The 26,324-nt window shown below is 62.4% G+C and carries 23 protein-coding genes, 1 pseudogene and 1 CRISPR repeat array; of the genes and pseudogenes, 16 read left to right on the top strand and 8 right to left on the bottom strand.

Features of this window, described 5'->3' with window-relative positions; genetic code table 11:
* The first annotated feature begins 19 nt into the window (after window positions 1-19).
* From KG088_RS15480 to KG088_RS15455, 6 genes are all read left to right on the top strand, one after another.
* A complete protein-coding gene (locus KG088_RS15480; protein WP_213826854.1) occupies window positions 20-334 on the top strand; it encodes a hypothetical protein in 315 nt (104 codons plus the stop codon).
* A gap of 131 nt (window positions 335-465) precedes the next feature.
* Window positions 466-1,911 carry a sodium-dependent transporter gene (locus KG088_RS15475; RefSeq protein ID WP_213826852.1) on the top strand — a complete coding sequence of 482 codons (1,446 nt, stop codon included), beginning with the start codon at window positions 466-468 and terminating at the stop codon, window positions 1,909-1,911.
* Window positions 1,912-1,999: 88 nt separating this feature from the next.
* Window positions 2,000-2,764 carry an ABC transporter ATP-binding protein gene (locus KG088_RS15470; RefSeq protein ID WP_213826850.1) on the top strand — a complete coding sequence of 255 codons (765 nt, stop codon included), beginning with the start codon at window positions 2,000-2,002 and terminating at the stop codon, window positions 2,762-2,764.
* 57 nt (window positions 2,765-2,821) lie between these two features.
* On the top strand, window positions 2,822-3,526 hold the full coding sequence (locus KG088_RS15465) for an ABC transporter ATP-binding protein (protein ID WP_213826848.1): 705 nt from the start codon (window positions 2,822-2,824) through the stop codon (window positions 3,524-3,526).
* 30 nt (window positions 3,527-3,556) lie between these two features.
* The gene (locus KG088_RS15460; protein WP_213826846.1) at window positions 3,557-4,561 is read left to right on the top strand and encodes a branched-chain amino acid ABC transporter permease; all 1,005 of its coding nucleotides are present in this window, start codon (window positions 3,557-3,559) and stop codon (window positions 4,559-4,561) included.
* Window positions 4,561-5,859, top strand: coding sequence for a branched-chain amino acid ABC transporter permease (locus tag KG088_RS15455; RefSeq protein WP_213826844.1), 1,299 nt, complete (start codon window positions 4,561-4,563; stop codon window positions 5,857-5,859). The genes KG088_RS15460 and KG088_RS15455 overlap by 1 nt, the downstream gene beginning before the upstream one ends.
* A 98-nt stretch (window positions 5,860-5,957) precedes the next feature.
* On the opposite strand, the gene KG088_RS15450 is transcribed toward KG088_RS15455, so the two are convergent.
* Window positions 5,958-7,163, bottom strand: coding sequence for an ABC transporter substrate-binding protein (locus KG088_RS15450; RefSeq protein ID WP_213826842.1), 1,206 nt, complete (start codon window positions 7,161-7,163; stop codon window positions 5,958-5,960).
* A 138-nt stretch (window positions 7,164-7,301) separates the two neighbouring features.
* On the opposite strand from KG088_RS15450, the gene KG088_RS15445 reads away from it, so the two are divergent.
* The 3 genes from KG088_RS15445 (at window position 7,302) to KG088_RS15435 (ending at window position 9,650) form a co-directional block, all read left to right on the top strand.
* The gene (locus tag KG088_RS15445) at window positions 7,302-8,066 is read left to right on the top strand and encodes a dienelactone hydrolase family protein (RefSeq protein WP_213826841.1); all 765 of its coding nucleotides are present in this window, start codon (window positions 7,302-7,304) and stop codon (window positions 8,064-8,066) included.
* Entirely contained in the window at window positions 8,063-9,154 is a 1,092-nt protein-coding gene (locus tag KG088_RS15440) for a C45 family autoproteolytic acyltransferase/hydolase (protein WP_213826839.1), read from the top strand. Before KG088_RS15445 ends, KG088_RS15440 begins: the two co-directional genes overlap by 4 nt.
* Window positions 9,155-9,275: 121 nt before the next feature.
* Window positions 9,276-9,650: a DUF6746 family protein gene (locus KG088_RS15435; RefSeq protein WP_213826837.1), complete on the top strand. Its 375-nt coding sequence runs from the start codon at window positions 9,276-9,278 to the stop codon at window positions 9,648-9,650.
* Between the two features lie 47 nt (window positions 9,651-9,697).
* Here the strand turns inward: KG088_RS15435 and KG088_RS15430 are convergent, their stop codons facing one another.
* Window positions 9,698-10,312, bottom strand: coding sequence for a DUF4202 domain-containing protein (locus KG088_RS15430; RefSeq protein ID WP_213826835.1), 615 nt, complete (start codon window positions 10,310-10,312; stop codon window positions 9,698-9,700).
* 189 nt (window positions 10,313-10,501) lie between these two features.
* Here KG088_RS15430 and fabI point away from each other — a divergent pair, with 189 nt between their 5' ends.
* The 3 genes from fabI to KG088_RS15415 are packed head-to-tail and all read left to right on the top strand — an operon-like array spanning window position 10,502 to window position 13,971.
* Window positions 10,502-11,275: an enoyl-ACP reductase FabI gene (gene fabI / locus KG088_RS15425; protein ID WP_213826833.1), complete on the top strand. Its 774-nt coding sequence runs from the start codon at window positions 10,502-10,504 to the stop codon at window positions 11,273-11,275.
* A gap of 40 nt (window positions 11,276-11,315) precedes the next feature.
* Window positions 11,316-12,743 carry a bifunctional enoyl-CoA hydratase/phosphate acetyltransferase gene (locus KG088_RS15420; protein WP_213826832.1) on the top strand — a complete coding sequence of 476 codons (1,428 nt, stop codon included), beginning with the start codon at window positions 11,316-11,318 and terminating at the stop codon, window positions 12,741-12,743.
* 1 nt (window position 12,744) lies between these two features.
* Complete coding sequence (locus KG088_RS15415) at window positions 12,745-13,971, top strand: acetate/propionate family kinase (protein ID WP_213826830.1); 1,227 nt, start codon at window positions 12,745-12,747, stop codon at window positions 13,969-13,971.
* Between the two features lie 207 nt (window positions 13,972-14,178).
* On the opposite strand, the gene KG088_RS15410 is transcribed toward KG088_RS15415, so the two are convergent.
* The 3 genes from KG088_RS15410 to KG088_RS15400 form a co-directional block, all read right to left on the bottom strand.
* Window positions 14,179-15,257 (bottom strand): IS3 family transposase gene (locus tag KG088_RS15410; protein ID WP_213826828.1). Its coding sequence is split into 2 segments (ribosomal slippage): window positions 14,179-15,002 and window positions 15,002-15,257, totalling 1,080 coding nucleotides; the frame shifts between segments, so codons are not numbered across the junction.
* A 345-nt stretch (window positions 15,258-15,602) separates the two neighbouring features.
* On the bottom strand, window positions 15,603-15,791 hold the full coding sequence (locus KG088_RS15405; protein WP_319941452.1) for a HigA family addiction module antitoxin: 189 nt from the start codon (window positions 15,789-15,791) through the stop codon (window positions 15,603-15,605).
* Window positions 15,792-15,823: 32 nt separating this feature from the next.
* Window positions 15,824-17,101 carry a C45 family autoproteolytic acyltransferase/hydolase gene (locus KG088_RS15400; protein ID WP_213826826.1) on the bottom strand — a complete coding sequence of 426 codons (1,278 nt, stop codon included), beginning with the start codon at window positions 17,099-17,101 and terminating at the stop codon, window positions 15,824-15,826.
* An 82-nt stretch (window positions 17,102-17,183) separates the two neighbouring features.
* On the opposite strand from KG088_RS15400, the gene KG088_RS15395 reads away from it, so the two are divergent.
* The 3 genes and pseudogenes from KG088_RS15395 to KG088_RS15380 all read left to right on the top strand — a co-directional run bounded on the left by KG088_RS15395 (window position 17,184) and on the right by KG088_RS15380 (window position 19,373).
* Window positions 17,184-17,540, top strand: a complete 357-nt coding sequence (locus KG088_RS15395; protein WP_213826823.1) for a hypothetical protein — start codon at window positions 17,184-17,186, stop codon at window positions 17,538-17,540.
* A gap of 616 nt (window positions 17,541-18,156) precedes the next feature.
* Window positions 18,157-18,663 (top strand): annotated as a pseudogene (locus tag KG088_RS15390) (aldo/keto reductase); the annotation flags it as partial.
* Between the two features lie 305 nt (window positions 18,664-18,968).
* Complete coding sequence (locus KG088_RS15380) at window positions 18,969-19,373, top strand: hypothetical protein (protein ID WP_213826820.1); 405 nt, start codon at window positions 18,969-18,971, stop codon at window positions 19,371-19,373.
* 32 nt (window positions 19,374-19,405) lie between these two features.
* Here the strand turns inward: KG088_RS15380 and KG088_RS15375 are convergent, their stop codons facing one another.
* Complete coding sequence (locus tag KG088_RS15375; protein WP_213826818.1) at window positions 19,406-20,440, bottom strand: glycosyltransferase family 9 protein; 1,035 nt, start codon at window positions 20,438-20,440, stop codon at window positions 19,406-19,408.
* A 200-nt stretch (window positions 20,441-20,640) separates the two neighbouring features.
* Here KG088_RS15375 and KG088_RS15370 point away from each other — a divergent pair, with 200 nt between their 5' ends.
* Window positions 20,641-21,663, top strand: a complete 1,023-nt coding sequence (locus KG088_RS15370; protein ID WP_213826816.1) for an aldo/keto reductase — start codon at window positions 20,641-20,643, stop codon at window positions 21,661-21,663.
* Window positions 21,664-21,707: 44 nt separating this feature from the next.
* On the opposite strand, the gene brnA is transcribed toward KG088_RS15370, so the two are convergent.
* Both brnA and KG088_RS15360 read right to left on the bottom strand, forming a co-directional pair.
* Window positions 21,708-21,977: a type II toxin-antitoxin system BrnA family antitoxin gene (brnA, locus tag KG088_RS15365; RefSeq protein ID WP_213826814.1), complete on the bottom strand. Its 270-nt coding sequence runs from the start codon at window positions 21,975-21,977 to the stop codon at window positions 21,708-21,710.
* Window positions 21,967-22,230, bottom strand: coding sequence for a BrnT family toxin (locus KG088_RS15360; RefSeq protein ID WP_213826812.1), 264 nt, complete (start codon window positions 22,228-22,230; stop codon window positions 21,967-21,969). Before KG088_RS15360 ends, brnA begins: the two co-directional genes overlap by 11 nt.
* Before the next feature lie 156 nt (window positions 22,231-22,386).
* Window positions 22,387-26,220: a CRISPR direct-repeat array (repeat unit 33 nt; unit sequence GTTTCTATCCGCGCGACCCGTGCGGGCCGCGAC).
* Window positions 26,221-26,324 lie beyond the last annotated feature (104 nt).

The raw sequence follows: 26,324 nt of genomic DNA, 5'->3' as shown, positions 1-26,324 counted from the left end.
ATGTTAAGGGAGCGAGACTATGCACAAGCACGTGGACTGGGATGACCCCGGCGCCAACAGTGTCCTTCAGCACTTCGCGAATAATCCCGTCGGCTTCGACGAGCCGGGACCCGGCGACATTCTCTCGGCCCGCCATGAAGGCGCCATCGTGCGCGTCAAGGTCGAGGCCTATATCGATGGCACCAGCATCGGCGAGGTGGTGGCGTTGATCTCGGCCGACAATGGCCGCCGGCTGAAATCCCATGGCAAGCTCGTCCTGGGCGATACCGTGCGCCTACCCGATGCCAGCCGCGCGCTAGAGCCACAACACGATGCCAGCAACGACGAGGACTGATCGCGCCAGACGAGGCCATTAGTCGCCCTAAACGCGCGCTAAACGCTTGCCCACTAGCCATGGCGGGGCTGATATCGCAAAGTTGCACGTCTGGCCCACAAGGCTGACATACATCATCACCCGGAAACTCCATGAGCACGCACAACGTCTGGACACACAAGGGCACCTTCCTGCTGGCCGCCGTGGGCTCGGCGGTCGGGCTGGGCAATCTTTGGCGCTTTCCTTACCTGGCCGGCGAGAACGGCGGTGGCGCCTTCATCCTGATCTATGCCCTGACCATCTTCGCCGTCGGCATCCCCATCCTGATCGCCGAAACCATGCTGGGACGCGCCAGTCGGCTAAGCCCGATCATGGGCATGCGCCATCTGACCCGGACGCACAACACCTCGCGCGCCTGGGAAACCATCGGCTGGCTGGGTGCCGCCTCGGCCTTCCTGATTCTGAGTTTCTATTCGGTGATCGCCGGCTGGGCGCTGCATTACACCTGGCAGATGTTCACGGGCAGCCTGGTGGGTGCCGATGCCGAAACCATCAGTGCCGGCTTCGATGCGCTGCTGGCCTCGCCGGGCCTGCTGACGCTCTATCACACCCTGTTCATCATCGCCTCGGGGCTGATCGTCGGCATGGGCATCCACAAGGGTATCGAGAGTGGCCTGCGCATCATGATGCCAGCGCTGTTCGTGATCCTGCTGGTGGTGCTCTTCTACAGCATCGCCAATGGCGACATCGGCGCGGCGGCGAGTTTCCTGTTCACCTTCAACCTTGCTGACCTGAGCCTGGAAGGCTGGCTCGAGGCCATGGGCCAGTCGTTCTTTACGCTAAGCCTCGGCATGGGCGCGATCATGGCCTACGGCGCCTACATGTCCAGCGCGGCCTCGCTGACCCGCACCGCCATCGCCGTGGCGTTTGTCGACACCGCCGTGGCGATGGTCGCCGGCCTGGCGATCTTTGCGCTGGTATTCGGCGCCGACCTCGACGCCGGACAGGGCCCGGGGCTGATGTTCGTCACCCTGCCGCTGGCCTTCGCCGAGATGCCGTTCGGTGCCCTGGTGGGCGGCGTGTTCTTCATCCTGGTGCTGGGTGCGGCCATCAGCTCCTCGATCTCGTTGATCGAACCGGTGGCGGCCTATCTCGTCGAGCGCTTCGACATGACCCGCCCCCAGGCGGTCGCGCTCATGGTCGTGGCCAGTTGGGCGATGGGGCTGCTCACCGTGCTCAGCTTTAACCTCTGGGCCGAGGGCACGCTGTTCCACACCCTGTTCGGGCGCAGCGCCTTCGAGTTCATCGAACTGCTGACCAACATCTTCATGCCGCTGGGCGGCCTGCTGATCGCGCTGTTCGCCGGCTGGGCACTGACGCAGAGCGAGGTCATGATGGAGCTTCGCACCAACCAGCGCTGGTTCAGCCTCTGGCGCTTCCTGGTGCGCTTCGTCGGCCCGGCCGCCGTCTCCTTCGTCTTCCTGCGTACCATCCCTCAGGTCGAGGGCTACCTGATCCCGACCATCGGCGCCATTGTGATCGTTGGCGCCTTCGCTGCCGGCCGCACCTTCGTGGTGGAATCCAGCCAAGAGAAGTGACCCCTCTTGCCGCCGCCCAAGGCGGCGGTCTGGGGCTCGCCCCGCGGAGAGGGATTGATGACGAAAAGACAACCTGGCGGAACAGACCATGGCAGCCATCATCGACGTGCAGCACGTCAACAAGGCCTTCGGCGGCCTCAAGGTCATCAATGATTGCTCGATTCAGGTGGAACAGGGATCGATCACCGGCTTGATCGGCCCCAACGGTGCCGGCAAGTCCACTTTGTTCAACATCGTCGCCGGCGCCCTGCCGCTGGACAGCGGCCGAGTGCTGCTCGACGGCGAGGACATCACCAACCGTCCCGCCAACGAGCTCTTCCACAAGGGGCTGCTGCGCACCTTCCAGATCGCTCACGAGTTCTCAGAGATGACCGCCCTGGAGAACCTGATGATGGTCCCCCCCCACCAGCCCGGCGAGAGCCTGTTCAATGCCTGGTTCAAGCCCTCACTGGTGGGCATGCTGGAGACCGAAGTGCGTAGACGAGCGCTGGAAGTGATTGACTTCATCGGCCTCGATCATGTGCGCAACGAACTGGCCGGCAACCTCTCCGGCGGCCAGAAGAAGCTGCTGGAACTCGGCCGCACCATGATGACCGACGCCCGTGTCGTGCTGCTCGACGAGATCGCCGCCGGGGTCAACCGCACCCTGCTGGGTGATCTGGTCAACAACATCGAACGCCTCAACCGCGAGATGGGCTACACCTTCCTGGTCATCGAACACGACATGGACATGATCGCGCGGCTCTGCGACCCGGTAATCGTGCTCGCTCAAGGTAGTGTGATGGTCGAGGGCAGCATCGAGGACATCCAGAACAACCCCGAGGTCATCGAAGCCTATTTCGGCACGGCCTGACGCACCCGCCAACAAATCGCCAAGATAATACCGACAACATAAAGAGAACGCAGAGACATGCCATTACTCGACGCACGCGACGTGCATGGCGGCTATGGCGGCATGAACATCCTCAACGGGGTGAACATGACCATCGAAGCCGACGACATCGGGGTCATCGTCGGGCCCAACGGTGCCGGCAAGTCAACCATGCTCAAGGCCGTGTTCGGCCTGCTGTTCGTCAATCAGGGCCAGATCCTGCTGCGCGGCGAGCCGATCCACAACCTGCCACCCAACCAGCTGGTGGAACGGGGCATGGGCTTCGTCCCCCAGGAGAACAATGTCTTCCCGAGCCTGACGGTGAAGGAAAACCTGGAGATGGGCGCTTATCTCAAGCCCGGCAATGTCAAGCGCATGCTCGACAAGGTCTACGGCTTTTTCCCGCCACTCTTTGAAAAGCGCCATCAGCCGGCGGGTGAGCTTTCCGGCGGCCAACGTCAGATGGTCGCCATGGGCCGGGCACTGATGGCCGAGCCCGACGTGCTGCTGCTCGACGAGCCCACGGCCGGGCTCTCGCCGCTGTACATGAACGAGATATTGGAGCGAGTGAAGGAGATAAACGCCGCCGGCGTTGGCATCCTCATGGTCGAGCAGAACGCCAAGCAGGCGCTGGCCATCGCCGACAAGGGCTTCGTGCTGGCCGCCGGCCAGAACCGTTTCACCGATACCGGCGCCGCCTTGCTGGCCGACCCGGAAGTCGCCAAGAGCTTCCTCGGTGGCTAGTCCTCGACGCCAGTACTGGAGATCCATCTCGTGAATGAACTCGTCTTTTTCATCAACAATGTGCTGGTCTCCGGCAGCGTATCGGGCTCGATCTATGCCATCGGCGCGGTCGGGGTGACCCTGGTGTTCAGCATCATGCGCTTCGCCCACTTCGCCCATGCTGACATGATGACTTTCGGCGCCTTCATGGTGCTGTTGCTGACCAGCGTGTTTCCCGGCGCGGGGGCGGCATTCGGCGTGCCGACGGCGCTGGTCATGCTGCCCCTGGCCATGGCACTGACGGCGCTGCTCGCCGTGGGCATCGACCGCGCCTTCTACAAGCCGCTGAGGGCCCACGGGGTCAAGCCGATCGTGCTGGTGATCGGCTCTCTCGGCGTGACGCTGATGCTCCAGGGCCTCATCCGGCTGTTTTCCGGCACCGGTGGCCAGAGTCTTTACGTGGATGACCGCAAGGAGATCTTTCGGCTCGCCCTGCCCATCGAGGGCGTGCGAGTCCCGGTGGTGATCACCGAGCCGCAGTTCTACCTGTTCGTACTGACCATCGTCGCCGTGGTGGCGCTGCATCTCTTCCTCAGCCGCTCGCGATTGGGCAAGGCGATGCGCGCCATGTCTGACAACCCCGACCTGGCACAAGCCTCGGGCATCAACACCAACACCATTGTCGCCGTGACCTGGGTAATCGTCGGGGGGCTCGCTGCCATCGCCGGCACGCTGCTGTCGCTCGATGTCACCTTCAAGCCCGACCTGAGCTTCTTCCTGCTGTTGCCGATCTTCGCCGCGGCCATCGTCGGCGGCGTCGGCCGGCCCTACGGCGCCATCGCCGGCGGCTTCGTGGTCGGCTTCGCCGAGACCCTGGCGGTATTCAACTGGAGCGTGATGCTGCGGCCCTTCCGCGACAGCCTGCCGGAATGGCTGCTGCAATCCGGTAACCTGGCCTTCGTCGGCACCGAGTACAAGATCGTGGTGCCCTTCTTTATCCTGGTCGCCATCCTGATCTGGCGTCCCACCGGCATCTTCAAGGGCAAGGTGATCTGATGGAAACGAAACGCGCCGATACCGTCACCGCTCCACGCCGCTTCCCCATGCGCGAGGTGGTGTTGTTCGCCGCGGTGCTGGTGGCCGTGCTGGGCGTCTATGCCGTGATGGGCAGCGCCTACGGCACCCGCATGCTGGTGGAGGCGGCCTGCTATGCCATCCTGGCGCTGGGCCTGACCATTCAGTGGGGCTATGCGGGCCAGTTCAACGCCGGGGTCATGGGCTTCGTGGCCCTGGGTGGCTTCTGTGCCATGTTCTTCAGCATTCCGGTCAACCCGGCGTTCTGGGACTCCGAACTGCCCGGCGAACTGGGCCTGGCGCTGCTCTACATGATCGGGGCGGTGCTGCTGGTGTTCGGTGCCACGCGTCTCGACCGGGTGGGGGTGCCGAAAGTTCTGCGCACCGTCATCGCCGTGTTGCTGGCAGTGGTGCTCTACCTGGTGGTGATCAATGTGTTCCGCGACGTCACCGGCCAGATCGAGTCGCGCGCGGGCTTCATCGGCGGCCTAGGCCTGCCGGTCGGGGTCGGCTGGGTGGTCGGCGGGGCGCTGGCCGGCGGCGTCGGCTACTTCATCGGTCGAATCTGCCTGGGGCTGCGCAGCGATTATCTGGCCATCGCCACCCTGGGCATCGCCGAGATCATCAAGGCCTTCCTCAAGAATTCCGACTGGCTGACCCGCGGCACCGCCACCGTGTCGCCGCTGCCATGGCCAGTCCCCGGGCCAGGCGAGGTAGGCTTCACCCTGGCGCGGGCCCTGTATTTCTCGATCACGGCGGTGATGATCGCGGTGATCTTCTTCCTGCTGACGCGCGCCTATCATGCCCCCTGGGGCCGCATGATCCGCGCCATCCGCGACAACGAGGTGTCCGCCGCCGCGATGGGCAAGGACATCAACAAGCGGCGACTGGAGATTTTCGTCCTGGGCTGCATCCTGATGGGCATCGGCGGTGCGGCGCTGGCGAGCTTCAACAGCATCTTCGACCCCCAGGGCTATCTGCCGCTCAACCACACCTTCCTGGTGCTGGTCATGGTGATTCTCGGCGGGCCCGGCAACAATCTGGGCACCATCTTCGGCGCTGTGGCGGTCTATATCATCTGGATCATGTCGGCGCCCATGGCGCTGTTCCTGATGGACATGGCGATGGCCCTCGGCGCCGGCCTTGGCTGGGACACCCCGACCAACATGGACAGCCGCGCCCTGCAGGCCCGAGTGTTCGTGATCGGCCTGTTGATCACCCTGGTGCTGCGCTTCGCGCCCAAGGGACTGCTACCCGAGAAGGTCAAGCACCACGGCTGAGCCCGGCTGAGTCGTAGACGAGAAAACCCCTAGCGGGCAACCGCCAGGGGTTTTCCAGGTTCTCTCAGGCCTTGCCTGGGACATTGCCGGTTCTGACGTTACAGGTCCACTTCACCCTTGCTGACGAAGCTACCGTCCTCCACGACCATTTCGACCACCACGCCCGGCACGTCGCCGTTCTCGTCGAACTCGTGGGTGCCGGAAGCGCCCTCATAGTTGATCTCGGTGCCAGCAGCGATCAGCTCCTTCGCCTTCTCCCACTCGCCGGGCAGGATCACCTCACCGGGCTCCATCGCCACGCTGCGCAGCGCCTCGGACAGACCCTCGCGCTCGGCGCTGCCGTTCTGCTCGATGGCCAGAGCCAGCAGGAAGGCGGCATCGTAGGCCTGAGCGGCAAACACCGCGCTGGGGTCGATACCCGCCGCCTCGGCCTGCTCGATGAACATGTCGGTGCCGGGAAGGTCCGGGCTTCCCGGACGAGTGGCGATCATGCCCTCCAGCACGTCTGCGCCGATGGCCTCGACCAGGCTGTCGCCGACCATGCCGTCGGCGCCCACGTACTGGGTGAACATGCCGCTCTCGTAGGCCTGTCGCAGGACCGTCTGACCGGATGTGTCGGCATAGGCCAGCACTACCAGGTTCGGCACCCCCGTGGCAGACAGCGTGCCGAGCTCGGAACGGTAATCGGCGCGATTGTCCTCGTGGGCAAGGTTCTCGGCCACCATGCCACCGCCATCCTCGTATGCCGCGGTGAAGGCATCCGACAGGCCGCGGCCGTAGTCATTGTTGACGTAGGTGACGGCCACTTCCTCGATGCCCTTTTCGAGCAGCAGCTTGGCCAGCATCTCACCCTGGAAGGCATCCGAGGGTACGGTGCGAAACACCAGGTCGTTGTCGTCCAATTCGCTGACCGCCGGCGCCGTGGAGGCCGGCGATACCATTGTCACACCGCCGGGAATCGCCGCGTTGTTGGCCGCCGCGATGGTAGCGCCGGTGCACAGGGCACCGACGATGGCCGTCACTTCTTCGCTATTGACCATACGGTCGGCGGCGTTCGAGGCGGCCGAGGAATCGCTGCAGGTGGTGTCACCGGTAGGCATCTCGATTTGCTGGCCATCCAGGAGTCCGCCCTGCTCGTTGATCTGGCTCACCGCCAACTGCGCACCGTCGAAGATAGGCGGGGTCAGGCTCTCGATCCCGCCGGTGAATCCCCCCAGGAAGCCGATTTTCACCTCGGCCTGGGCCATGCCTGACAGTGCCATGGTGGAGGCGGTAACTGCCATCGCCAATACGCGTTTTTTCATGGTTCTTGTCTCGCTTTAGTGACAGGGAATACACACCTTCCTAATCTGGAAGTCTTGTCAGTAAAACACAAGCGATCAACGCCAACGCTTCGGCCACGAGGCCTATACTGTCGATGACGGACTGACTCAGGAGACACCATGATTCTTTCAACTCGCGCTTCCCTGGCGCTGGCGGCCACCCTCGGTGCCTTGGCCCTGAATGCCCACGCGGCAAGCCCCGCCGGCGATGACATCACCTACGACGTCGACGACGAGACCTTCGAGGGCTATTTTTCCAGCGCCGAGGGCGAGGCCAAGGGCACCGTGCTGATTGTTCACGACTGGGCCGGCTTGACCGACTACGAGCGCCGCCGCGCCGACATGCTCGCCGAACTGGGCTTTGATGCCTTCGTCGTGGACCTCTATGGTCAGGGCAATCGTCCCGATGCGGCTGAGGATCGCAAGGCCGAGACCGCCCGGCTCTACGAAAACCGCGAACGCATGCGCGAGCTGACGCTGGCCGGGCTGGCCGAGGCCCGCGCCCAGGGCGCCGCCGAGCCGACCGTGGTAATGGGCTACTGCTTCGGAGGCGCCGTGGTGCTCGAGATCGCGCGTTCCGAAGAGGCCGACGAAGTGGTCGGTTACGCCAGCTTCCATGGTGGCCTGTCCACGCCCGACGGCCAGGAATGGCCCGATGACGTCGGTCCGATCCTGATCGCCCATGGCGGTGCCGACGAGTCCATTCCCATGAGTCAGGTCGCCACCCTGAGCGAGGAACTCGAGGCAGCGGACGCCACCTACGAGATCGAGGTCTATTCCGGAGCACCCCACGCCTTCACCGTCTTCGGCAACGACAGCTACCAGGAACGCGCCGACGATAAATCCTGGGCGGCCTTCCTCGACCTGCTCGACGAGGCCCTATGACTCAGCCCACGACGGCCCTTCGCGTGACCGAGCTTTCCGGTTCTCGGCGGGAAATGGGCGAGGCCCACGGCCTCGCCCATGCCGGTCTCATACAACGCAGCATCGAGGTCTACGATCGGCTGTTTTTCGACTTCGTCGGCCTGGACTGGGCCCAGGCGCGGGGTGAGGTCGGGCGCTTCGAGCGTATGATCGAGCGCGGCTTTCCCGCGATTCTCGACGAGATGGACGGCATCGCCCGCGGTGCCGGGGTCGAGCTGGCGGATGTCCTCACCCTCAACTGTCGTAGCGAAATCTCGTTGACCCGGGCGAGCGGCGGCTGTTCGGCCTTCGCCTTGGCCCGCGGTGGCACCCAGTGGCTGGCCCAGAACTGGGACTGGCGAGCCGACCAGCTACATAACGTGGTGGCCCTCGACATCCGCGGCGAGCAGGCCGCACCGCTGATCAGCATCGGCGAGGCCGGCATGGTCGCCAAGATCGGCATGAACGCCGCCGGCGTCGGCGTCTGCCTCAATGCCATCCGCTCGCGCACCTGTGGCGAAGGCCTGCCGATTCACGTCGCCCTGCGCAAGATCCTCGAATGCCACGACATGGAAGGCGCGGTGGCGGTGGCCACCCGCGATCGCGTCTGCGCCCCGGCCCATTTCCTGATCGCCAGCGCCCCAGTTGACAGTGAAAAGGGCCAGGCCGTGGGGCTCGAGGTCCATCCTGGCGAGCCAGGCCGCCTGGCACCCGAGCGCGACGTGCTCACCCACACCAACCACCTCTTCGCCCGCGGCGAGGCCTGCCAGGTCGAGGATTTCCCGCGACCCGACTCGCGACCCCGGCTGGCCCGGCTCGACCACTTGCTTCGAGAGCGGCTTCCGGCTGAGGACGCCGTGGTGGAATCGCGACTGTTCGATATCCTCAGCGACCACCGGGGCGCCCCGCTGTCGATCTGTCGTCATTACGACCCCGACCAGCCGCCGGAAGAACGCATGGAAACCCTCTTCTCGGTGGTCATGAATCTCGGGGCGCGCCGCCTCACTCTGCGCCATGGCAAGCCCTGCGAAACCGACACCAGTCTCGCCGTGACCCTGCCGGCGGCCTGACTCGGCGGGGCGCAACATATACCAAATGAAACGCAGGCGCAAACGATAAAGCTTGTTATCAAGCGAGCAAGGCGCTAGAGTTCTTTCTGTAAACGATTCTCACCTACAGCGAGGACGCCTCATGAAAAAGCTGCTGTTCACCGCCCTGTGCTTCGGCCTGCTGGGTACCGCCGCCAACGCCGAAGAACAAGAGCGCCCCGACCACTTCGAAGGCGAGGCAGCCGTCACCCTTGGCGAGGCCGTGGCCAACTTCTCCGAAACCAACCAACAACTGGCCGAATTGCTCGCTCAGGACGAGCTGAGCGATGCGGAGTTCGGCACCATCCACGAGCTCACCTACACCCTGGAGAACGCCCTGGCCAAGATCGACGAGGAACTCGATGCCATGGCCGTCGATCTGGAGGAGGTACACCTAGGCTCCGAGACAATGGATGCAGAACGCGTTCACACCCACGGCAGTGCCTACCTCGAGGCCGCCCGGACCCTGATCGAATGATCCCTCGCCCGGCCCACTACTCTCTCGGACCAGTCTCGGGCCAGGCATCAACCCGCCAGCGCCTCTTCGACCAGCCCGCGCGCCTCGTCACTCATCGGCAGCCCCAGCGCCAGCTCATGGGCGCGCGGCGACATCTTTTTCCAGGTCATCTGCACGATGCGCACCAGATGATCGTGCTCGATGGTCTTCGCGAAGTCGCCGAAATAGTTCTCAAGAAACATCAGGCAGGCGCAATCCTCCACCGCCTGGGTGCCCGCGTCGCGACCCAGCCCCTGCTTGCGGATCATGCCTGACACCCGGTCGGCCTCATCGGGCGCGTAGCCGGCCTCCTGCATGAGTCTTGCCGTCGTTTCACCGGCACGCTTGCCCTGATCGCGCCGCCAGGTGAGATAGCCCACCCGGCCTTCGGGGTACTCGTGGCGCGATACCTGCCATCGCTGCAGGTGCTGCCCGCGGACCGCCAACTGCGTGAGCTCATCCGGCGAGGCGTGCAACCGCTCGAGCCAGGCGCTCATGCGCCACCCGTGCCATAACTCCTGGGGAAGGCGCTCGCCGTCCACCTCGACCTTTCGCGGGTCTTCGGCGTGGAGAGCGTCCAGGGCGGCTAGGGTCTTGTCGAAGGGCGTCGCTGATTCGATGTCCGAAACCGTGTCGGAAGCCATATCAAAGTTCCTCGAGTCGCATGGATCGCAGGGGGTGGGGAGCCAACCTATCTTGTTGATAAGTTGCGAAGCTTGCAATATGGCATGAATCTCTTGATTCACATCAATGCATGATTCACATCCATGTACTGCAGCGGTCACATTACTAGGCTAGCCTATGCTGCAATGCAACGAATCGTGGAGCCACTCATGACGCATCCTTTCTCTCTGCAAGGCAAGGTCGGCATCGTCACCGGCCTGGCCAACCAGGACAGTATCGCCTACGGTTGCGCCCAGGCCCTGCACGAGGCAGGCGCCGAAATGCTGGTCACCTACGCCAGCCCCAAGGCCGAGCGCTTCGTCACCCCGCTGAGTGGCGAGATGGGCCACCCTGAACTGCGGCTCTGCGATGTGCAGGACGACGACCAACTTAACGCCCTCTTCGACCGAGCCCACGAGCGCTGGGGGCGTCTGGACTTCGTGGTGCACTCGATTGCCTTTGCCCCACTGGATGACCTGCATGGCCGGGTGGTGGACTGCTCGCGGGATGGTTTCAAGTTGGCGATGGACGTCTCCTGCCACTCCTTCCTGCGCATGGCGAAACGCGCCGAGTCACTGATGCCACATGGCGGCACCTTGGTGTGCATGTCCTACTACGGTGCCGAGCGGGTCGTGGACAACTATAACCTGATGGGCCCGGTGAAGGCCGCACTGGAGTCCGCCACCCGTTACCTGGCCGCCGAGCTGGGTCCCCAGGGCATTCGCGTGCATGCCGTCTCCCCCGGGCCGATACGCACCCGCGCGGCCTCTGGCCTCAAGGATTTCGAGGCACTGGCCCAGGAAAGCGAAGAACATGCCCCGCTGCGCCGGCTGGCCACGGTGCGCGACGTCGGCAACGCGGTCGTCTACCTGGCCTCCCCGGCCGGCGCCGCGACGACAGGCTCGTTGCACTATGTCGATGCCGGCGACCACATCCGTTACTAAAGCGGGTGTTGCAGCGAACTAAGCGATCAAGGAGAGACCGATGGACGCAACACACGACGATGGCTATATCGAGAACCGCACCTTCGACGAGATCCAGGTCGGCGACCAGGCATGTCTCGAGAAGCGCCTGACCATGGACGACATCAAGCTGTTTGCCATCATGTCCGGCGACATCAACCCCGCGCATGTCGACGACGACTTCGCCCGTAGTACGCGCTTCCAGGAGGTGATCGCCCACGGCATGTGGGGCGGCGCGCTGATCTCCACGGTGCTCGGCACCCGGCTGCCCGGGCCCGGCACCATCTACTTGGGGCAGACGTTGACGTTTCACGCGCCGGTCAATCTCGGCGACGTGCTCAAGGTGTGTGTCAGGGTCACGGCGAAGGACGAGGCGAAAAAGCAGCTCGACCTGGATTGCCGCTGTGAAAATCAGAAGGGCAAAGCGGTCATCGAGGGCCAGGCCCACGTGCTCGCCCCAACCGAGAAGATCCGGCGGCCGCGCACCGCCATGCCCGAGGTGCGTCTCGCCGAGCGCGGCCGCCTGCACGAGATCCTCACCGCCGCCGATCACCCCGAGCCCATCAGCATGGCCGTGGTCCACCCGGTGGATCGCGAATCGCTGCTGGGTGCCGTCGCCGCCACCGAGCACGGGCTGATCAAACCCCTGCTGGTGGGGCCTGCCGCCAAGATCCAGGCGGCCGCCGACGCCGCCGAGGTCGATATCCGTGACGTCGAGGTGATCGACACGCCGCACAGCCACGCCGCGGCGGAAAAGGCCGTGGCCCTGGTCCGCGAAGGTCGCGCCGCCTCGCTGATGAAGGGTGCCCTGCATACCGACGAGCTGATGCGCGAGGTCTTCAAGCGCGAGAGCGGCCTGCGCACCGAACGCTGCATCAGCCACGTGATGGCCTTCGACGTGCCGACCTATCCGCGTCCGCTATTCATTACCGATGCCGCCATCAACATTTACCCCACTCTGGCCCACAAGCGCGACATCGTGCAGAACGTCATCGAACTCGCCCATGCGCTGGGCAACGACGATCCCAAGGTGGCGATCCTCTCGGCGGTCGAAACCGTCAACCCCAAGATCACCTCCACCCTGGACGCCGCCGCGCTGTGCAAGATGGCCGAGCGCGGCCAGATCACCGGCGGCACTCTCGATGGCCCGCTGGCCTTCGACAACGCCGTCTCCGAGGCCGCCGCCGAGGCCAAGCACATCGTCTCGCCGGTGGCCGGGCGCGCCGACATCCTGGTCGCCCCGGACCTCGAGGCGGCCAATATGTTGATGAAGCAGCTCACCTACCTCGCCGACGCCACCGGCGCCGGCATCGTGCTGGGCGCCAGGGTACCGATCGTGCTGACCAGCCGCGCCGACGAAGCCATCACGCGCATGGCCTCCTGCGCCCTGGCATTGCTGCTGGCCGACTACCAGCAACACCAGGGCAGCGCACGGAAACAGGAGAAATGACATGGGCGACATTCTGGTCATCAACAGCGGCTCGTCTAGCCTCAAGTTCGCCCTGTTTACCCCGCCCAGCGCGGACAAAGACGACCTCGACAGCCTTGTGCTGCGTTATCAAGGCAAGCTCACCGGGCTGGGCGAGGGGCTAGGCGAAGGCCAGTCAGCCTCCGCCGCTCGCCTGAAAGACGCTGAAAGCCAGACGGTGCAGGCCGGTCACTTCAGTGACCTGCCCCCCACACTGGATCACCACGATGCGCTGATGCGTCTGCTCGACTGGATCGGCGAGCGTCCCGATCTCGACGATATCGCCGTGGTCGGCCATCGCGTGGTGCACGGCGGTCGCCGCTTCCACGACCCGGTGGTCCTCGACGCGGACATCGTCGATGAACTGCAGACCCTCGAGCCCCTGGCCCCGCTGCACCAGCCCTATGGCCTCGAGCCGATCCGGCGCTTGGCCAAGCGCCTCCCCGAGGTCACCCAGGTCGCCTGTTTCGACACCGCCTTTCACACCACCCAGCCGGCCGTGGCCAGGCACTTCGCCCTGCCCCGCGAACTGACGGAAAGAGGCCTGATTCGCTATGGCTTTCACGGGCTCTCCTACGACTACATCAATCGCATGTTGCCGCGTCACTTGAACGGCCAATCCGCCGGGCGCGTCGTGGTCGCCCACCTGGGCAACGGTGCCAGCCTGTGCGCCATACACAACGGCCGGAGCATGGCCTCGACCATGGGCTTCACCGCACTCGACGGCCTGCCCATGGGCACCCGCTGCGGCAGCCTGGATGCCGGCCTGGTCCTGCACCTGCTCGGCGAAGAAGGCATGAGCGTCGACGAGGTCAGCGAGCTGCTCTACTCACGCTCCGGCCTGCTCGGTGTTTCCGGCATCAGCAGCGACATGCGCCAACTGCTGGAAAGCGATACCGCCGAGGCCCGGGAGGCGATCGACCTGTTCGTGTATCGCATCGTCCGCGAGATCGGCAGCCTCGCCGCTGCCATGGGTGGGCTGGATCATCTGGTGTTCACCGCCGGCATCGGCGAGCGGGCGGCGCCGGTGCGCCAGGCCATCGGCCAGGGTTGCGCCTGGCTCGGCGTCGAGCTGGATGATGACGCCAATCATCGCGATGCGGCCTGCATTTCCCGCACCGACAGCCGCGTCGGCGCCTGGGTCATCCCCACCGACGAGGAACGCATGATCGCCTGGCATGCCAATCAATTGATAGCGTCAGCCGACTGATGGCGGTAACCAACGGGTCATCCTGAAGACGCTACGATTGAGCCCGCGACTGCGTAAGACCAGGCGCCGAGCTCCCCGCCATAGCGAGGCGTCTTCTCGTGGTCCGACGGCGCCACGGCGCTTATCATGTTCAAAGGACATCACCGATGAGTCCTCAGTGACCTTCCCCCTGGTTTAGGTCCGCTAACAATGTGAGAAACCGCTCCTTTATGCGCGCTGCTCGGCATAGGCTACCGGTGGTAAATAGCCCAGCGAGCTGTGCGGTCTGACGTGGTTGTAGTGGGTTCTCCATTGCGTGATTTCGTGTCGTGCATCCGCCAGGCTCAGGAACCAGTGCTGATTGAGACAGCCGTCCCTGAACTTGCCGTTGAAGCTTTCGATGAATGCATTCTGCGTCGGCTTGCCCGGCTGGATGAAGGCCAGCGTCACCTTCCGCTCATGCGCCCAGAAGAACAGTGCCTTGCTGGTCAACTCCGGCCCGTTATCGCAGATAATCGAGGCCGGCAGTGAGCGCTGTTGAGCAATCTCGTCCAGAAACCGGGCCAGGCGCCGTCCTGAAATCGACGTATCCGCCAGTTGCCCGACACACTCCCGGCTGAAGTCGTCCACGATGTTCAGCACGCGAAACCGGCGTCCCGAGGCCAATTGATCCGACACGAAGTCCATCGACCAGCGCTGGTTGGGGCGGTCCGGCAGTGGCATCGGTGTCCTCGGCCGGATCAGCCGCTTGCGCCGCCGGGTCCGAACCTGAAGGCCATGCTCGCAGTACAGCCGGTAGGTACGCTTGCGATTGATCACCAGCTCCTCCTGACGCAACAAGGCATGCAGCAGCAAGTAGCCGTAGCGGGGATAACAGGTCGCCAAGGTCTGGAGATGTGCCCGAAGCGGCTCATCGTCACGCGGCATGGCCTGGTACCGAGCCACGGATCTCGCCAGGCCCAGCAATCGGCAGGCGCCTCGCTGGCTGAGCCAGCCGCCTGTCACCAGGTGCTTCACCGCACGCCGCTTCGCTTCGGGCGTCACCACTTTCCCGCAACGATCTCCTTGAGCGCGGCATTGTCGAGGGCGCTTTCGGCCAGCAGCTTCTTGAGCCGGGCGTTCTCGGCCTCCAGCTCACGCAGACGTTTGGCCTCCGAGACTTCCATACCGCTGTACTTGGCCTTCCAGCGGTAAAGGGTCTGCTCGGTCACGCCGTTCTGTCGGGCCAGCTCGGCGACCGAGACGCCGCGCTCGTTGGCCTTGAGGATGCTGATTATCTGCTCTTCGGTATGTCGGTTACGCTTCATCGCGAGATTTCCTGCTATCAGGGTAAACGTAGCGGAAATCTCACATTGGCGGTGGACCATCTTCTGGGGGAAAGGTCTGCATAAACCATCGTTGCCAACTACTTCCACGCACTTGGCTATATACCGTTCGAGTTCGCACGAAACCTGAATTGACAAGTACTCGGCATCCTTTCGAGTCTTTCGAGGTTGGAACCATCATTCTCTGGCAACAGTCAGCAATGCACCGAGATCGACACCCACAAGTCCGAAGATGGCAGATTCCATGAGCTATTCCTTAGACGCCCAACGCTGAACGCAGTGGTGCGCGTTAGCACGTCCGCTGGCGTGACTGGTTATGTCTCTTTATCAGGCAGCAGACAACTTTTTGACACGCAACTCATGGCGATGCTGTTCGGCATGCCAAAGCTCGTATTGGGACTGCTGATTGAGCCAGCTTTCCGCCGAAGTATCAAAGGCGATGGATAGCCGAATAGCCATTTCAGGACTGATACCCGTGTTGTCATTGAGAACAGCGCTAAGCGTCTTTCGGCTCACGCCGTATGTGCGCTTTATTACGGTTGGTAAGGCTAATTTGTAGGCACAGGATAATGCCAGACCTGTGCTATCTGCTCAGCATAGCCTTTCCAACAAAAAGAATTATCTGCCTGAAGATGCTGTTTCAGTTTGTCCAGTGCATCCGGCTGCCCTACCACCGAGACTGGTAAGTACACGAGACTTTGCAACAGCTGCTGTCGAATACTCGCCGGCAAACTGTGATCCGAATCAGCATTCTCGATAAGATCAGCATGAACCATCCCCAGGTTTGCTTGCTTCCCAAGGTTTGCTTGCTTACCAAGGTTTGCTTGCTTACCAAGGTTTGCTTGCTTACCAAGGCTGACCGTTTTAGCCGATGCCCGGAAATCGGCAAAGCTATGTTGCCAAGCTTTTTCCCCAGGCCAGTGGTACGACATCGTTCCACTCAATGGTTTGTAGACAGCAGTGTAAACCGTCCCGAACTGTTGCGGATAGTTGCCAGAAAGCAATGGCGCGGCTAAAAATGCGTTGCGAAGTTGCTGCTCATTCATTTTGCCGCTTGCTAGCGATTCATCCAGAAACTGTTTGCGCTCAAGCGTTTTTGAAAACACTGCCTGCTGTGGCCAGGTTACTCGTGCCTGATGATTGGTAATACAACGTTCGCGGGTAACGATCGAGGGCTGACCAGGGGCTAACATCACGGTCGCCAAATCCCCCTGCTTGTCGACAAGGGTGACATTGTATGCCATGTGTGAAGGTACCCGTTGCAGTGCCTTTATAGCTTGCTTGACGTTCTCGCAGGTCTGCAGCACATAGCGCATTATGAATGGGATGCCGAAACCCTTTCCCACCTTGTTGCTTCCGCCAAAGGTCAGCGAAGCGACAAGCCCTGACTTGTTCATGCCATCATTCAGCCCCCAAAGGCACTCATTGGTACCGATAATCTCTTTCCCCAACCAATTCGATTGCGTCAGCAGGTTCTCGGACAAATCTGGACTAAGGTCATAATTACGTATTAGTAACGGTTCTTCATTCAGTAACACCGCTTGTGAACAGCTCACCAGATATGCCGGTGGCTGATATCCCGTCAAAAACTGGGCCGCGACAGGGCAATCATTACTTGCCTCCAAAAAACTTTCGTAGAGCGGCCGCATTTCCGGCATAATCGCCACAAGCTGTCGATGCCCCTGTTTGAGTGCACTCGGGTTAATATCATCACGCTTTTTTTGACCATACCAAGCTTTATAAGCTGGCCAGTAGTCATCAAAAACAGCATGCCATTGCGTATCGATCGTCTCGATTTTACGTGCGCGAAAAGTAGTGGGTAGCATTTTCTTCTCCTGGTATTTGCGTAACAGGTTGGCTGTCACTATGATGCATACTGTAGGTGCTTATGGGGAGACTGTCAACACTATGGATCATATTGATTTTCAGGGCCCGCCACAACGACGCGTAAAATCGACTGATATTCCTGGCCTATTCAGTTTGTGGCGCATCCAGAACACCGCCACGGTTTACCGCACCGAACGTGAGCACCAGAGCGGCGGCTTCGGTAACCCGGAAAAACATCCCTATGTCTGGGCCGTGGCCTTACTGGTCGATGGCCTTTGGGCGCGCGTGCACAACGCGCGTGGCCAGGGTCGTGAATGGAGTAATCTGGACCGGCTGGAAATATGGTTGCGTGAGCAGGGCATCTCGCGCTGGCAAGTCGTCAATGATCTGGAAGAAGTAGGCGTCAGAAGGCTGGGGGAAGCTTATTACAAACTGTAATCCGTGAAGCTGGCACCCTGAAAGCCTTCTAACCCGCTGATCTTCATGGCAATATAGCCAATATCTCCTTCACCAGCCATGCCGGGCTGTCAATCATCGGGCAGTGCTTCGAAATTGCCGGCGTCGACAGCATCGACGGCCGCTTTCCCACCACGCTGGGCGATAGAAAAGCGTGAAAAAACGGGCCATCCGGAGCGATGGGCCCAGGCATTGTCGGTGACATCAGGCTCGCGTATTTCGCGATATGCGGGTCGAGTGATCAAAAAATGCTCGCTGTCGGTGATAGGGAGAGTGCCAGCGCCGACTTCACGGATTCAGGTAAAGCTGCAACTGAACTGCCCTGGTCCCCTGGTACTCTATGCACTGCGCGAATTGGGCGTTAACCCGCATCATGCGGAAGCAGAACCTCGTGCCCAGCAAATTGAGATCGCCAACCGCGACGCGGTGACGCCTTGGGTTCTGTGGAGCTGAGAGTTCTCTTTTATCAGGCTTGGCAGCAAGAGCGGGAAGCCACCTTTACCGTCATATTGCGTCTCCTGCATTCACCTCGGCATGATGGCTCGACCCTTTGCCGGCCGGCCGGCAAAATTATCTGCCCCCCCTGACGAGGATCACCATGTCGACTCTCTTTGCCCGCCTCAAGGATGTTTCCTCGCCCACCATCGGCCTGGGCTGCATGAACCTCTCCCATGGCTACGGAACCCCCGTTCCCGAGCCCGAGGCGCTGCGCGCCCTCGATGCGGCCTTCGACATGGGCTATCGCCACTTCGATACCGCGACCCTCTTCGGGGCCACCGCCAACGAGCAACTGCTGGGCCGGGCGCTCCAGGGCAAGCGTGACCAGGCCCTGCTGGCCAGCAAGTGCGGCATGGCTATCGACCCTGAGCTCGGCAAGAAGGTGACCGACGGGCGACCCGACACGATTCGACGCCAGTGCGAAGCCAGCCTTCAGCGCCTGCGCACCGATCATCTGGACCTCTATTACCTTCACCGCCTGGATCGCCGGGTACCCATCGAGGAAATCGTCGGCGCGCTGGGTCATCCCCACCGACGAGGAACGCATGATCGCTTGGCATGCCAATCAACTGATGGCGTCAGCCGACTGATGGCGGCAGCCAGCGGGTCATCCTGACACCGAGTACGATGAAGCCCGCGGGCGGGGATCGGGTGTTGTGCTCCTCGCGATCGCAAGATGTCTTCTCGTGGTCCGACGGCGCCACGGCGCTTACCATGGGTCAATGGACATCACCGATGAGTCCTCGGGAGCCGAGAGATGCCGACGGACTACGATGACGCCAGGAGAGCAGCCGCCATTGAGGCTGAAATCGATCTGAGCGACTTTCCCGAAAGATGCCTATATAGCTTTGACGAGGCAATGGCCTTCGTCCCTGAGGCGAATTGAACCCCCAACGACCCAAAGGACCCCCTATGAAAGATGTCATCCAAGTGCCGGTCTCCTTCGGCGAAGTGCTTGATAAAATGACCATTCTGGAAATCAAATCCGAGCGCATCGCTGACCCAGCCAAGGTCAGGAACGTGCGGCTGGAACTGGAAGAGTTGAGCCGCACCTGGGATGAAGCGGTTCAAGACCCATCGGCAATTGCCGAGTTGCGCGCCCGACTCAAGGCCGTCAATGAAGAGCTGTGGGTGATCGAGGACGACATCCGCGACCAGGAAGCGGCGCAGGATTTCGGCCCCCGCTTTATCGAACTGGCGCGTGCCGTCTATGTCACCAATGATCAACGGGCCGCCATCAAGAAAGCAGTGAACCTGGCCCTTGGCTCGCGGTTCGTGGAAGAAAAGTCCTATCAGGATTACACCGCAAGGAAATGACGGCTCGCCAGGGGAGTCGCGGCAATTTACCGTTAACGTCTTGCCGTCACCCACCGATCCAGCATGTCGGTCGCATCGTTGATCGAAATCATTTCCATCGCCCCTTCGAACTCAGCTTTTGCCCCCCAGCGAGCCTGTGAAACGGTTTTGCCGGTGAAGGTCTCCAACGCCTCCGGGTAGCGGTTCACACACCAGGGCAGTGATTGATAAGGTCCCGAGCGATCGGGATTACTGGCGGCATAAAGCCCGAGTACATCCGTGCCCATGGCACTGGCGATGTGGGCCGGGCCAGTGTCTGGTGAAACCAGCAAATCCGCACCGGCCAGCAGGGCCGCGAGCTGTTTGAGGGTGTCCTGGCCACAGAGATTGACGACATCCTCGCTCATCTGGTTTTCGATCTCCTGGCAGACGGTTTTTTCAAACGCCGCCGGGCTACCTACCAGAATCACGTTAGCGTTATGCGCTGCCTTGGCATGGTCGGCCAGCGCGGCATAGCGCTCCGATGGCCAGTTGCGCAAGGTGTGGCTGGCACAGGGGCTGATCACCAGGTTCATCCGGTCCTGCGCCAGGTGTTGGCGAGCGAACGCATGGTCGGCATCTGTCAGAGGTATCTGCCATGCCGGCGGCGCCGGCGCCAGGCCGAGGGGTTCAAGAAAACTCGCCAGGCAATCGCGAACATGCTGTTGCGGCTGCGCCGGGATACGGCGATTGATAAACAGGCTGTGCAGGTCCTTGCTGCGGGCCTTGTCGTAGCCGACCTTGATCGCCGCCGGAATCAGGGCAGCGGCCAGATTGGCACGCATCGACACCTGCATATGCAGCAAGGCATCGAAATGCCGGCCCTTCATGGCACGGCGTAAATCCCGATAGCCTTCGCGGCCGGCTTTCTTGTCAAAAACGACGAACTCTACCCCGGGCAAATCGCCAATCAGCTTGGCTTCCAATTTGCCAATTACCCAGGTGATCTCGATGCCCGGCACTTGTTCCTGCAGGCTCAGCACGACCGGCACCACGTGGGTGACATCGCCGATGGCGGAGAGTCGCATAATGCAGATGGAATGGATCACATCAACTCCGTTTCGCTTTCCCAACCGGCGTTGGTGGAACTCTGCCGATAGTCGTTCGTTGGCACGCGGGGAAACACTCTAACGCACTCACCCAGTGACGTCCTTGCTCTTGCAACATATTGGCCCGCCTCGGCATGATGGCAAGATACGCACACCGCCCTCCCGGTGTGTCTCTTGTCTGCCGCCTTACAGGGATTGCCATGTCGACACTCTTTGCTCGTCTCAAGGACGTTGCCTCACCCACCATCGGCCTGGGCTGCATGAACCTCTCCCATGGCTACGGTACGCCCGTCCCCGAGCCTGAGGCGCTGCGCGCCCTCGATGCCGCCTTCGAGATGGGCTATCGCCACTTCGATACCGCGACCCTTTATGGCGCCACCGCCAACGAACGCCTAGTGGGCCGGGCGTTCCAGGGCAAGCGTCACCAGGTGTTGCTGGCCAGCAAGTGCGGCATGGCCATCGATCCCGAGATCGGCAAGAAAGTCGTCGACGGTCGTCCCGACACGATCCGACACCAGTGCGAGGCAAGCCTGCAGCGCCTGCGCACCGACCATCTAGACGTGTATTACCTCCACCGCCTGGACCGCCAGGTGCCCATCGAGGAGAGCGTCGGGGCACTGGGGCGCCTGGTGCAGGAAGGCAAGATACGCGCCGTCGGGCTATCCGAAGTGTCAGCGACTACCCTGCGCCGCGCCAATGCCGAGCATCCCGTTGCGGTGGTGCAGTCCGAATACTCCCTATGGACACGCAACCCCGAGATCGCGCTGATCGACGCCTGCCGAACGTTAGGCATCGCGCTGGTCGCTTTCAGCCCGTTGGGCAGAGGTTTCCTTACTGGTACCGTCAAGGAGCCGGCAAGCCTCGAGGAGAGCGACATGCGCCGCAACATGCCGCGCTTCAGTGATGAGAACTATCCCCGTAACCTGAGCCTGCTGACGGACTTCACAGCCATCGCGCAGGAACTCGGCGTGACGCCGGGGCAACTGGCGCTGGCCTGGCTCAAGGCGCAGGGAGACGACATCATTCCGATTCCCGGCTCGCGCTCCAGCGCGCATATGCGCGAGAACCTGGCGGCGGAGGATATCCGCCTGGCGCCAGAGACCGTTGTCCGCCTGAACACCATGATGACACCAGACCAGGTGGCCGGCGGCCGCTACAGTGATGCCCAGCAAGCGGAGATCGATACCGAGGAGTTTGCGGCGTCAGAAACATCAACAGGATAATGGCTTTATCTCATCTGCTTGCGCGATGGCAATATGTCGCCCCACTAATTTGCTCCGTCTGAGCCCTCACTCTCCAGCGGCTTGTTAGCAGCTTCGGCCTGTAGGCGCTCCACCAACCAGACTTTGATGATTGATTGCCGAGTAACCCCTATACGAGCGGCTTCACGATCCAGAGACTCGACGACCCAAGTCGGAAAGTCGACATTGATACGCTTTTGGACTTGGTTGACGCGACGGCCGCTCGAAAGCTCAAGGTCATCAACAATGTCTTCGTTGCCTTCATCAAATTTTTTATCGAAGTCCTTAGCTTTCATATAGCTCTACCTCTTTCTTGCGGGAGCGTCTGACAGAGATCAGGCGAACTCTCTGGTTCCTGTAAGTGATCACGGCAGACCAGTGTTTTTTAGCAATACAGCCGATGACAAGAAACCGGGGTTCATCGTCAAAGTTAGCCTTGAACTCCAGAAGATCAGGATCTTTCCAGAGTTCCTGAGCCGTATGGAAGTCAATCCCATGCTTTTCCAGATTGGCCTGGCTCTTGGCGTCGTCGAATTCGAAATCGCTCATGAGTATAAAGTATTCCTTTTTTACTCATTCTAGCAAGGCGAATGAAGAGCGTCATTGGCCGCGGACACGGATGTCTGAGCTGCCTGGGCGGCAGCGAACTGCAGCCCGCAAGGGTCGCGACCCGGACCCCTTGGCCGTCTCGACATAGGCGACACGGTTTCTATCCGCGCGACCCGTGCGGGCCGCGACGCGGGGCGTCGTTCGATGTTCTCCGGTATGACAGTTTCTATCCGCGCGACCCGTGCGGGCCGCGACGGTTTGATATCCTGCAATGGTTATCTGAGGGCCGTGTTTCTATCCGCACGACCCGTGCGGGCCGCGACATGTCTAAACGTGTAATTTTAGCCGCCGCACGACGTTTCTATCCGCGCGACCCGTGCGGGCCGCGACGAGGACAGCGCAATATCGAAACCCGCGAGTTGCACGTTTCTATCCGCGCGACCCGTGCGGGCCGCGACCTCGCCGATGGTGCGGATCAGCGGGCCGACGGCGTTTCTATCCGCGCGACCCGTGCGGGCCGCGACATGCAGTTATCCGCATAACATTAAGGATGCCGATATGTTTCTATCCGCGCGACCCGTGCGGGCCGCGACTCGGATTGCTTCCAGGCGCTCTCGACCATGGCGTCGTTTCTATCCGCGCGACCCGTGCGGGCCGCGACCAGTACAGCAACCTTAAGAACAAGAAGCGCAGAGCGTTTCTATCCGCGCGACCCGTGCGGGCCGCGACCGCCGCTGACGATCTCGACCTCGGCTTGCCGGGCGTTTCTATCCGCGCGACCCGTGCGGGCCGCGACAACGCATCAGTCGTGCCGTACAGCACGGGCGTGTTGTTTCTATCCGCGCGACCCGTGCGGGCCGCGACTCGCTGCCTACCTTTGCTCGCAGATCGTGCTGCGTGTTTCTATCCGCGCGACCCGTGCGGGCCGCGACAATCTGGATATCTATCTTCCCGAGTTGATCGGCCCGTTTCTATCCGCGCGACCCGTGCGGGCCGCGACCTGTATAAAGATGCGCTAGAAGACAATGCTGTAAAAGTTTCTATCCGCGCGACCCGTGCGGGCCGCGACGCTGGTCGGGTCTGTGGCGCCTTTGGTGTCTGAGGTTTCTATCCGCGCGACCCGTGCGGGCCGCGACCAGTACGGAGCGCTGGTGTATTGCGTCTACCACGGCGTTTCTATCCGCGCGACCCGTGCGGGCCGCGACTCGATGTGGTGCAGGTGGCCCATGTGGGCGTATGCGTTTCTATCCGCGCGACCCGTGCGGGCCGCGACAGCTTGAGCAGGAGATGCGCTCGCTGGTCCGCGCCGTTTCTATCCGCGCGACCCGTGCGGGCCGCGACCCGTTATCATTTGCCCGCTGAAATACAGGAGAGCCAGTTTCTATCCGCGCGACCCGTGCGGGCCGCGACCCGAGATCGAGACCGCGACGGCGGCGAGGGCGATGTTTCTATCCGCGCGACCCGTGCGGGCCGCGACACAGCCATAGTTAGAACCTCATTATTTTGAGAACGTTTCTATCCGCGCGACCCGTGCGGGCCGCGACCTGTTCGTCAGATCGGACAGGTCAACGTACAGGTGTTTCTATCCGCGCGACCCGTGCGGGCCGCGACGGCTGTGCAGCTCCAATTCGTAACGCGTCCAGGGAGTTTCTATCCGCGCGACCCGTGCGGGCCGCGACCCAGCGCCGTGAGATGTCACGAAGACTACGCACCAGTTTCTATCCGCGCGACCCGTGCGGGCCGCGACTCCCATGTAGTAGCAGTGCGAACTAAATCAGGAAGTTTCTATCCGCGCGACCCGTGCGGGCCGCGACGGCGCGCTATCAGCGTAGCCGTTGAGCTTGCGGCCCGTTTCTATCCGCGCGACCCGTGCGGGCCGCGACCCGTGGCGGAGCGCAAAGGACACGGAGAGTAGTGGTTTCTATCCGCGCGACCCGTGCGGGCCGCGACGGCAACGGCCGTCACATCGAAGCCGGCACCGTTTAGGTTTCTATCCGCGCGACCCGTGCGGGCCGCGACGGCTGGGCTTTCACGACAGCAAAGAGCAGGCAAAGTTTCTATCCGCGCGACCCGTGCGGGCCGCGACGCGTCACACGGCGTCATCCCGCAAAGCGAGCAGGGTTTCTATCCGCGCGACCCGTGCGGGCCGCGACTTGATCTCGTGGGATTCGGCGCCCTGCGGATCGGCGTTTCTATCCGCGCGACCCGTGCGGGCCGCGACCTGAGCTGCTGTGGCATAATTGCCTCCGTAAGTCCTGTTTCTATCCGCGCGACCCGTGCGGGCCGCGACTCGGCGGTTCTGGCGATCTAATTGCACAACTAGACGTTTCTATCCGCGCGACCCGTGCGGGCCGCGACTATTTCTGTTCAGGATGCGGCGCCGGTGACGGCATGTTTCTATCCGCGCGACCCGTGCGGGCCGCGACATCCTGGCATCGCGTTTACGAGGTTCCTGTGAAGTTTCTATCCGCGCGACCCGTGCGGGCCGCGACTTGCCCCGATGCCGTCATTGGTAAAGACCTGTACGTTTCTATCCGCGCGACCCGTGCGGGCCGCGACCCCATCGAGCGCGTCATGACAGGCATGGCAGGCGTTTCTATCCGCGCGACCCGTGCGGGCCGCGACTTTCACGCAGCGTGGATGGCTTGGTGCTGATCTCGGCGTTTCTATCCGCGCGACCCGTGCGGGCCGCGACCACCCTGCCGACCGGGGGATGGTTACGCGCATCGCGAAGGTTTCTATCCGCGCGACCCGTGCGGGCCGCGACCGCTCGGCGAGACATGGGAAGACGAGCTGGGCGAGTTTCTATCCGCGCGACCCGTGCGGGCCGCGACCTGGCGCGCTGTCCATCGCCCGCATCGACGAGGCGTTTCTATCCGCGCGACCCGTGCGGGCCGCGACCGGGATTACCGTCGGTATCGATGCCATCCAGGTCAAGTTTCTATCCGCGCGACCCGTGCGGGCCGCGACGCGTTTTCCTGGCTCAGCCAGATAGAGGGGTCCTCGTTTCTATCCGCGCGACCCGTGCGGGCCGCGACACTGCTGAACTTGCTGTAAACATCGTCCTCGCTGTCAGTTTCTATCCGCGCGACCCGTGCGGGCCGCGACCTGCAAGCTACTGGTCAGCCGGCCCTGCTCGATCCCGTTTCTATCCGCGCGACCCGTGCGGGCCGCGACTCGGTGTGACTGCATTTGACTCCGAGGGTGATGGCGTTTCTATCCGCGCGACCCGTGCGGGCCGCGACTCCAGCGCCGCGTGAGCTGCCCCGTCTCCTCGTTGTAGTTTCTATCCGCGCGACCCGTGCGGGCCGCGACAGGAGAGCGGTGGTAATCAGTTCGACTCAGCCGGCGTTTCTATCCGCGCGACCCGTGCGGGCCGCGACTTGATGCTGCGGTAGATCGCGACCAACCACGCCTTGTTTCTATCCGCGCGACCCGTGCGGGCCGCGACGCGGTGACCGATAAGGCCGGCGAGCCTGTGATGACCGTTTCTATCCGCGCGACCCGTGCGGGCCGCGACCTTCATGTATGATGTTTGAAACAACATGAGGAGGTTTCTATCCGCGCGACCCGTGCGGGCCGCGACGACTCGGGTTTAAAGTCACGCCGATCAGGGTAGATGTTTCTATCCGCGCGACCCGTGCGGGCCGCGACCGCTTGCCTATGTAGAGGGTGCGGCCCTGGCCATGTTTCTATCCGCGCGACCCGTGCGGGCCGCGACATCATTCATGGGACACCTCAACAGCAAGATTAACGTTTCTATCCGCGCGACCCGTGCGGGCCGCGACGGTAGGTCAAGGCCGAGCGCATGTCACCGGCAAAGTTTCTATCCGCGCGACCCGTGCGGGCCGCGACTCCAACTCCTCGAGGATCGGCCCGAGCTGCGAACGTTTCTATCCGCGCGACCCGTGCGGGCCGCGACCTCAGATGTGGCAAGAGCACCAAACCGCCGAGGCAGTTTCTATCCGCGCGACCCGTGCGGGCCGCGACCCGATGTTGTGGTGGTGGACGTGCCCGTGTCGACGCCGGCGCTATAAGTCCGTAAATCATCACAACAGATTGTCCCCCCGACCCGCATGACCTTTCCTTGTTGG

This window comes from Halomonas jincaotanensis (genome assembly GCF_018448785.1).
In the GTDB taxonomy this organism is placed as follows: domain Bacteria; phylum Pseudomonadota; class Gammaproteobacteria; order Pseudomonadales; family Halomonadaceae; genus Halomonas; species Halomonas jincaotanensis.
Note: the sequence above shows the minus strand (reverse complement) of the source record. Positions and strands in the feature narration are given on the sequence as shown.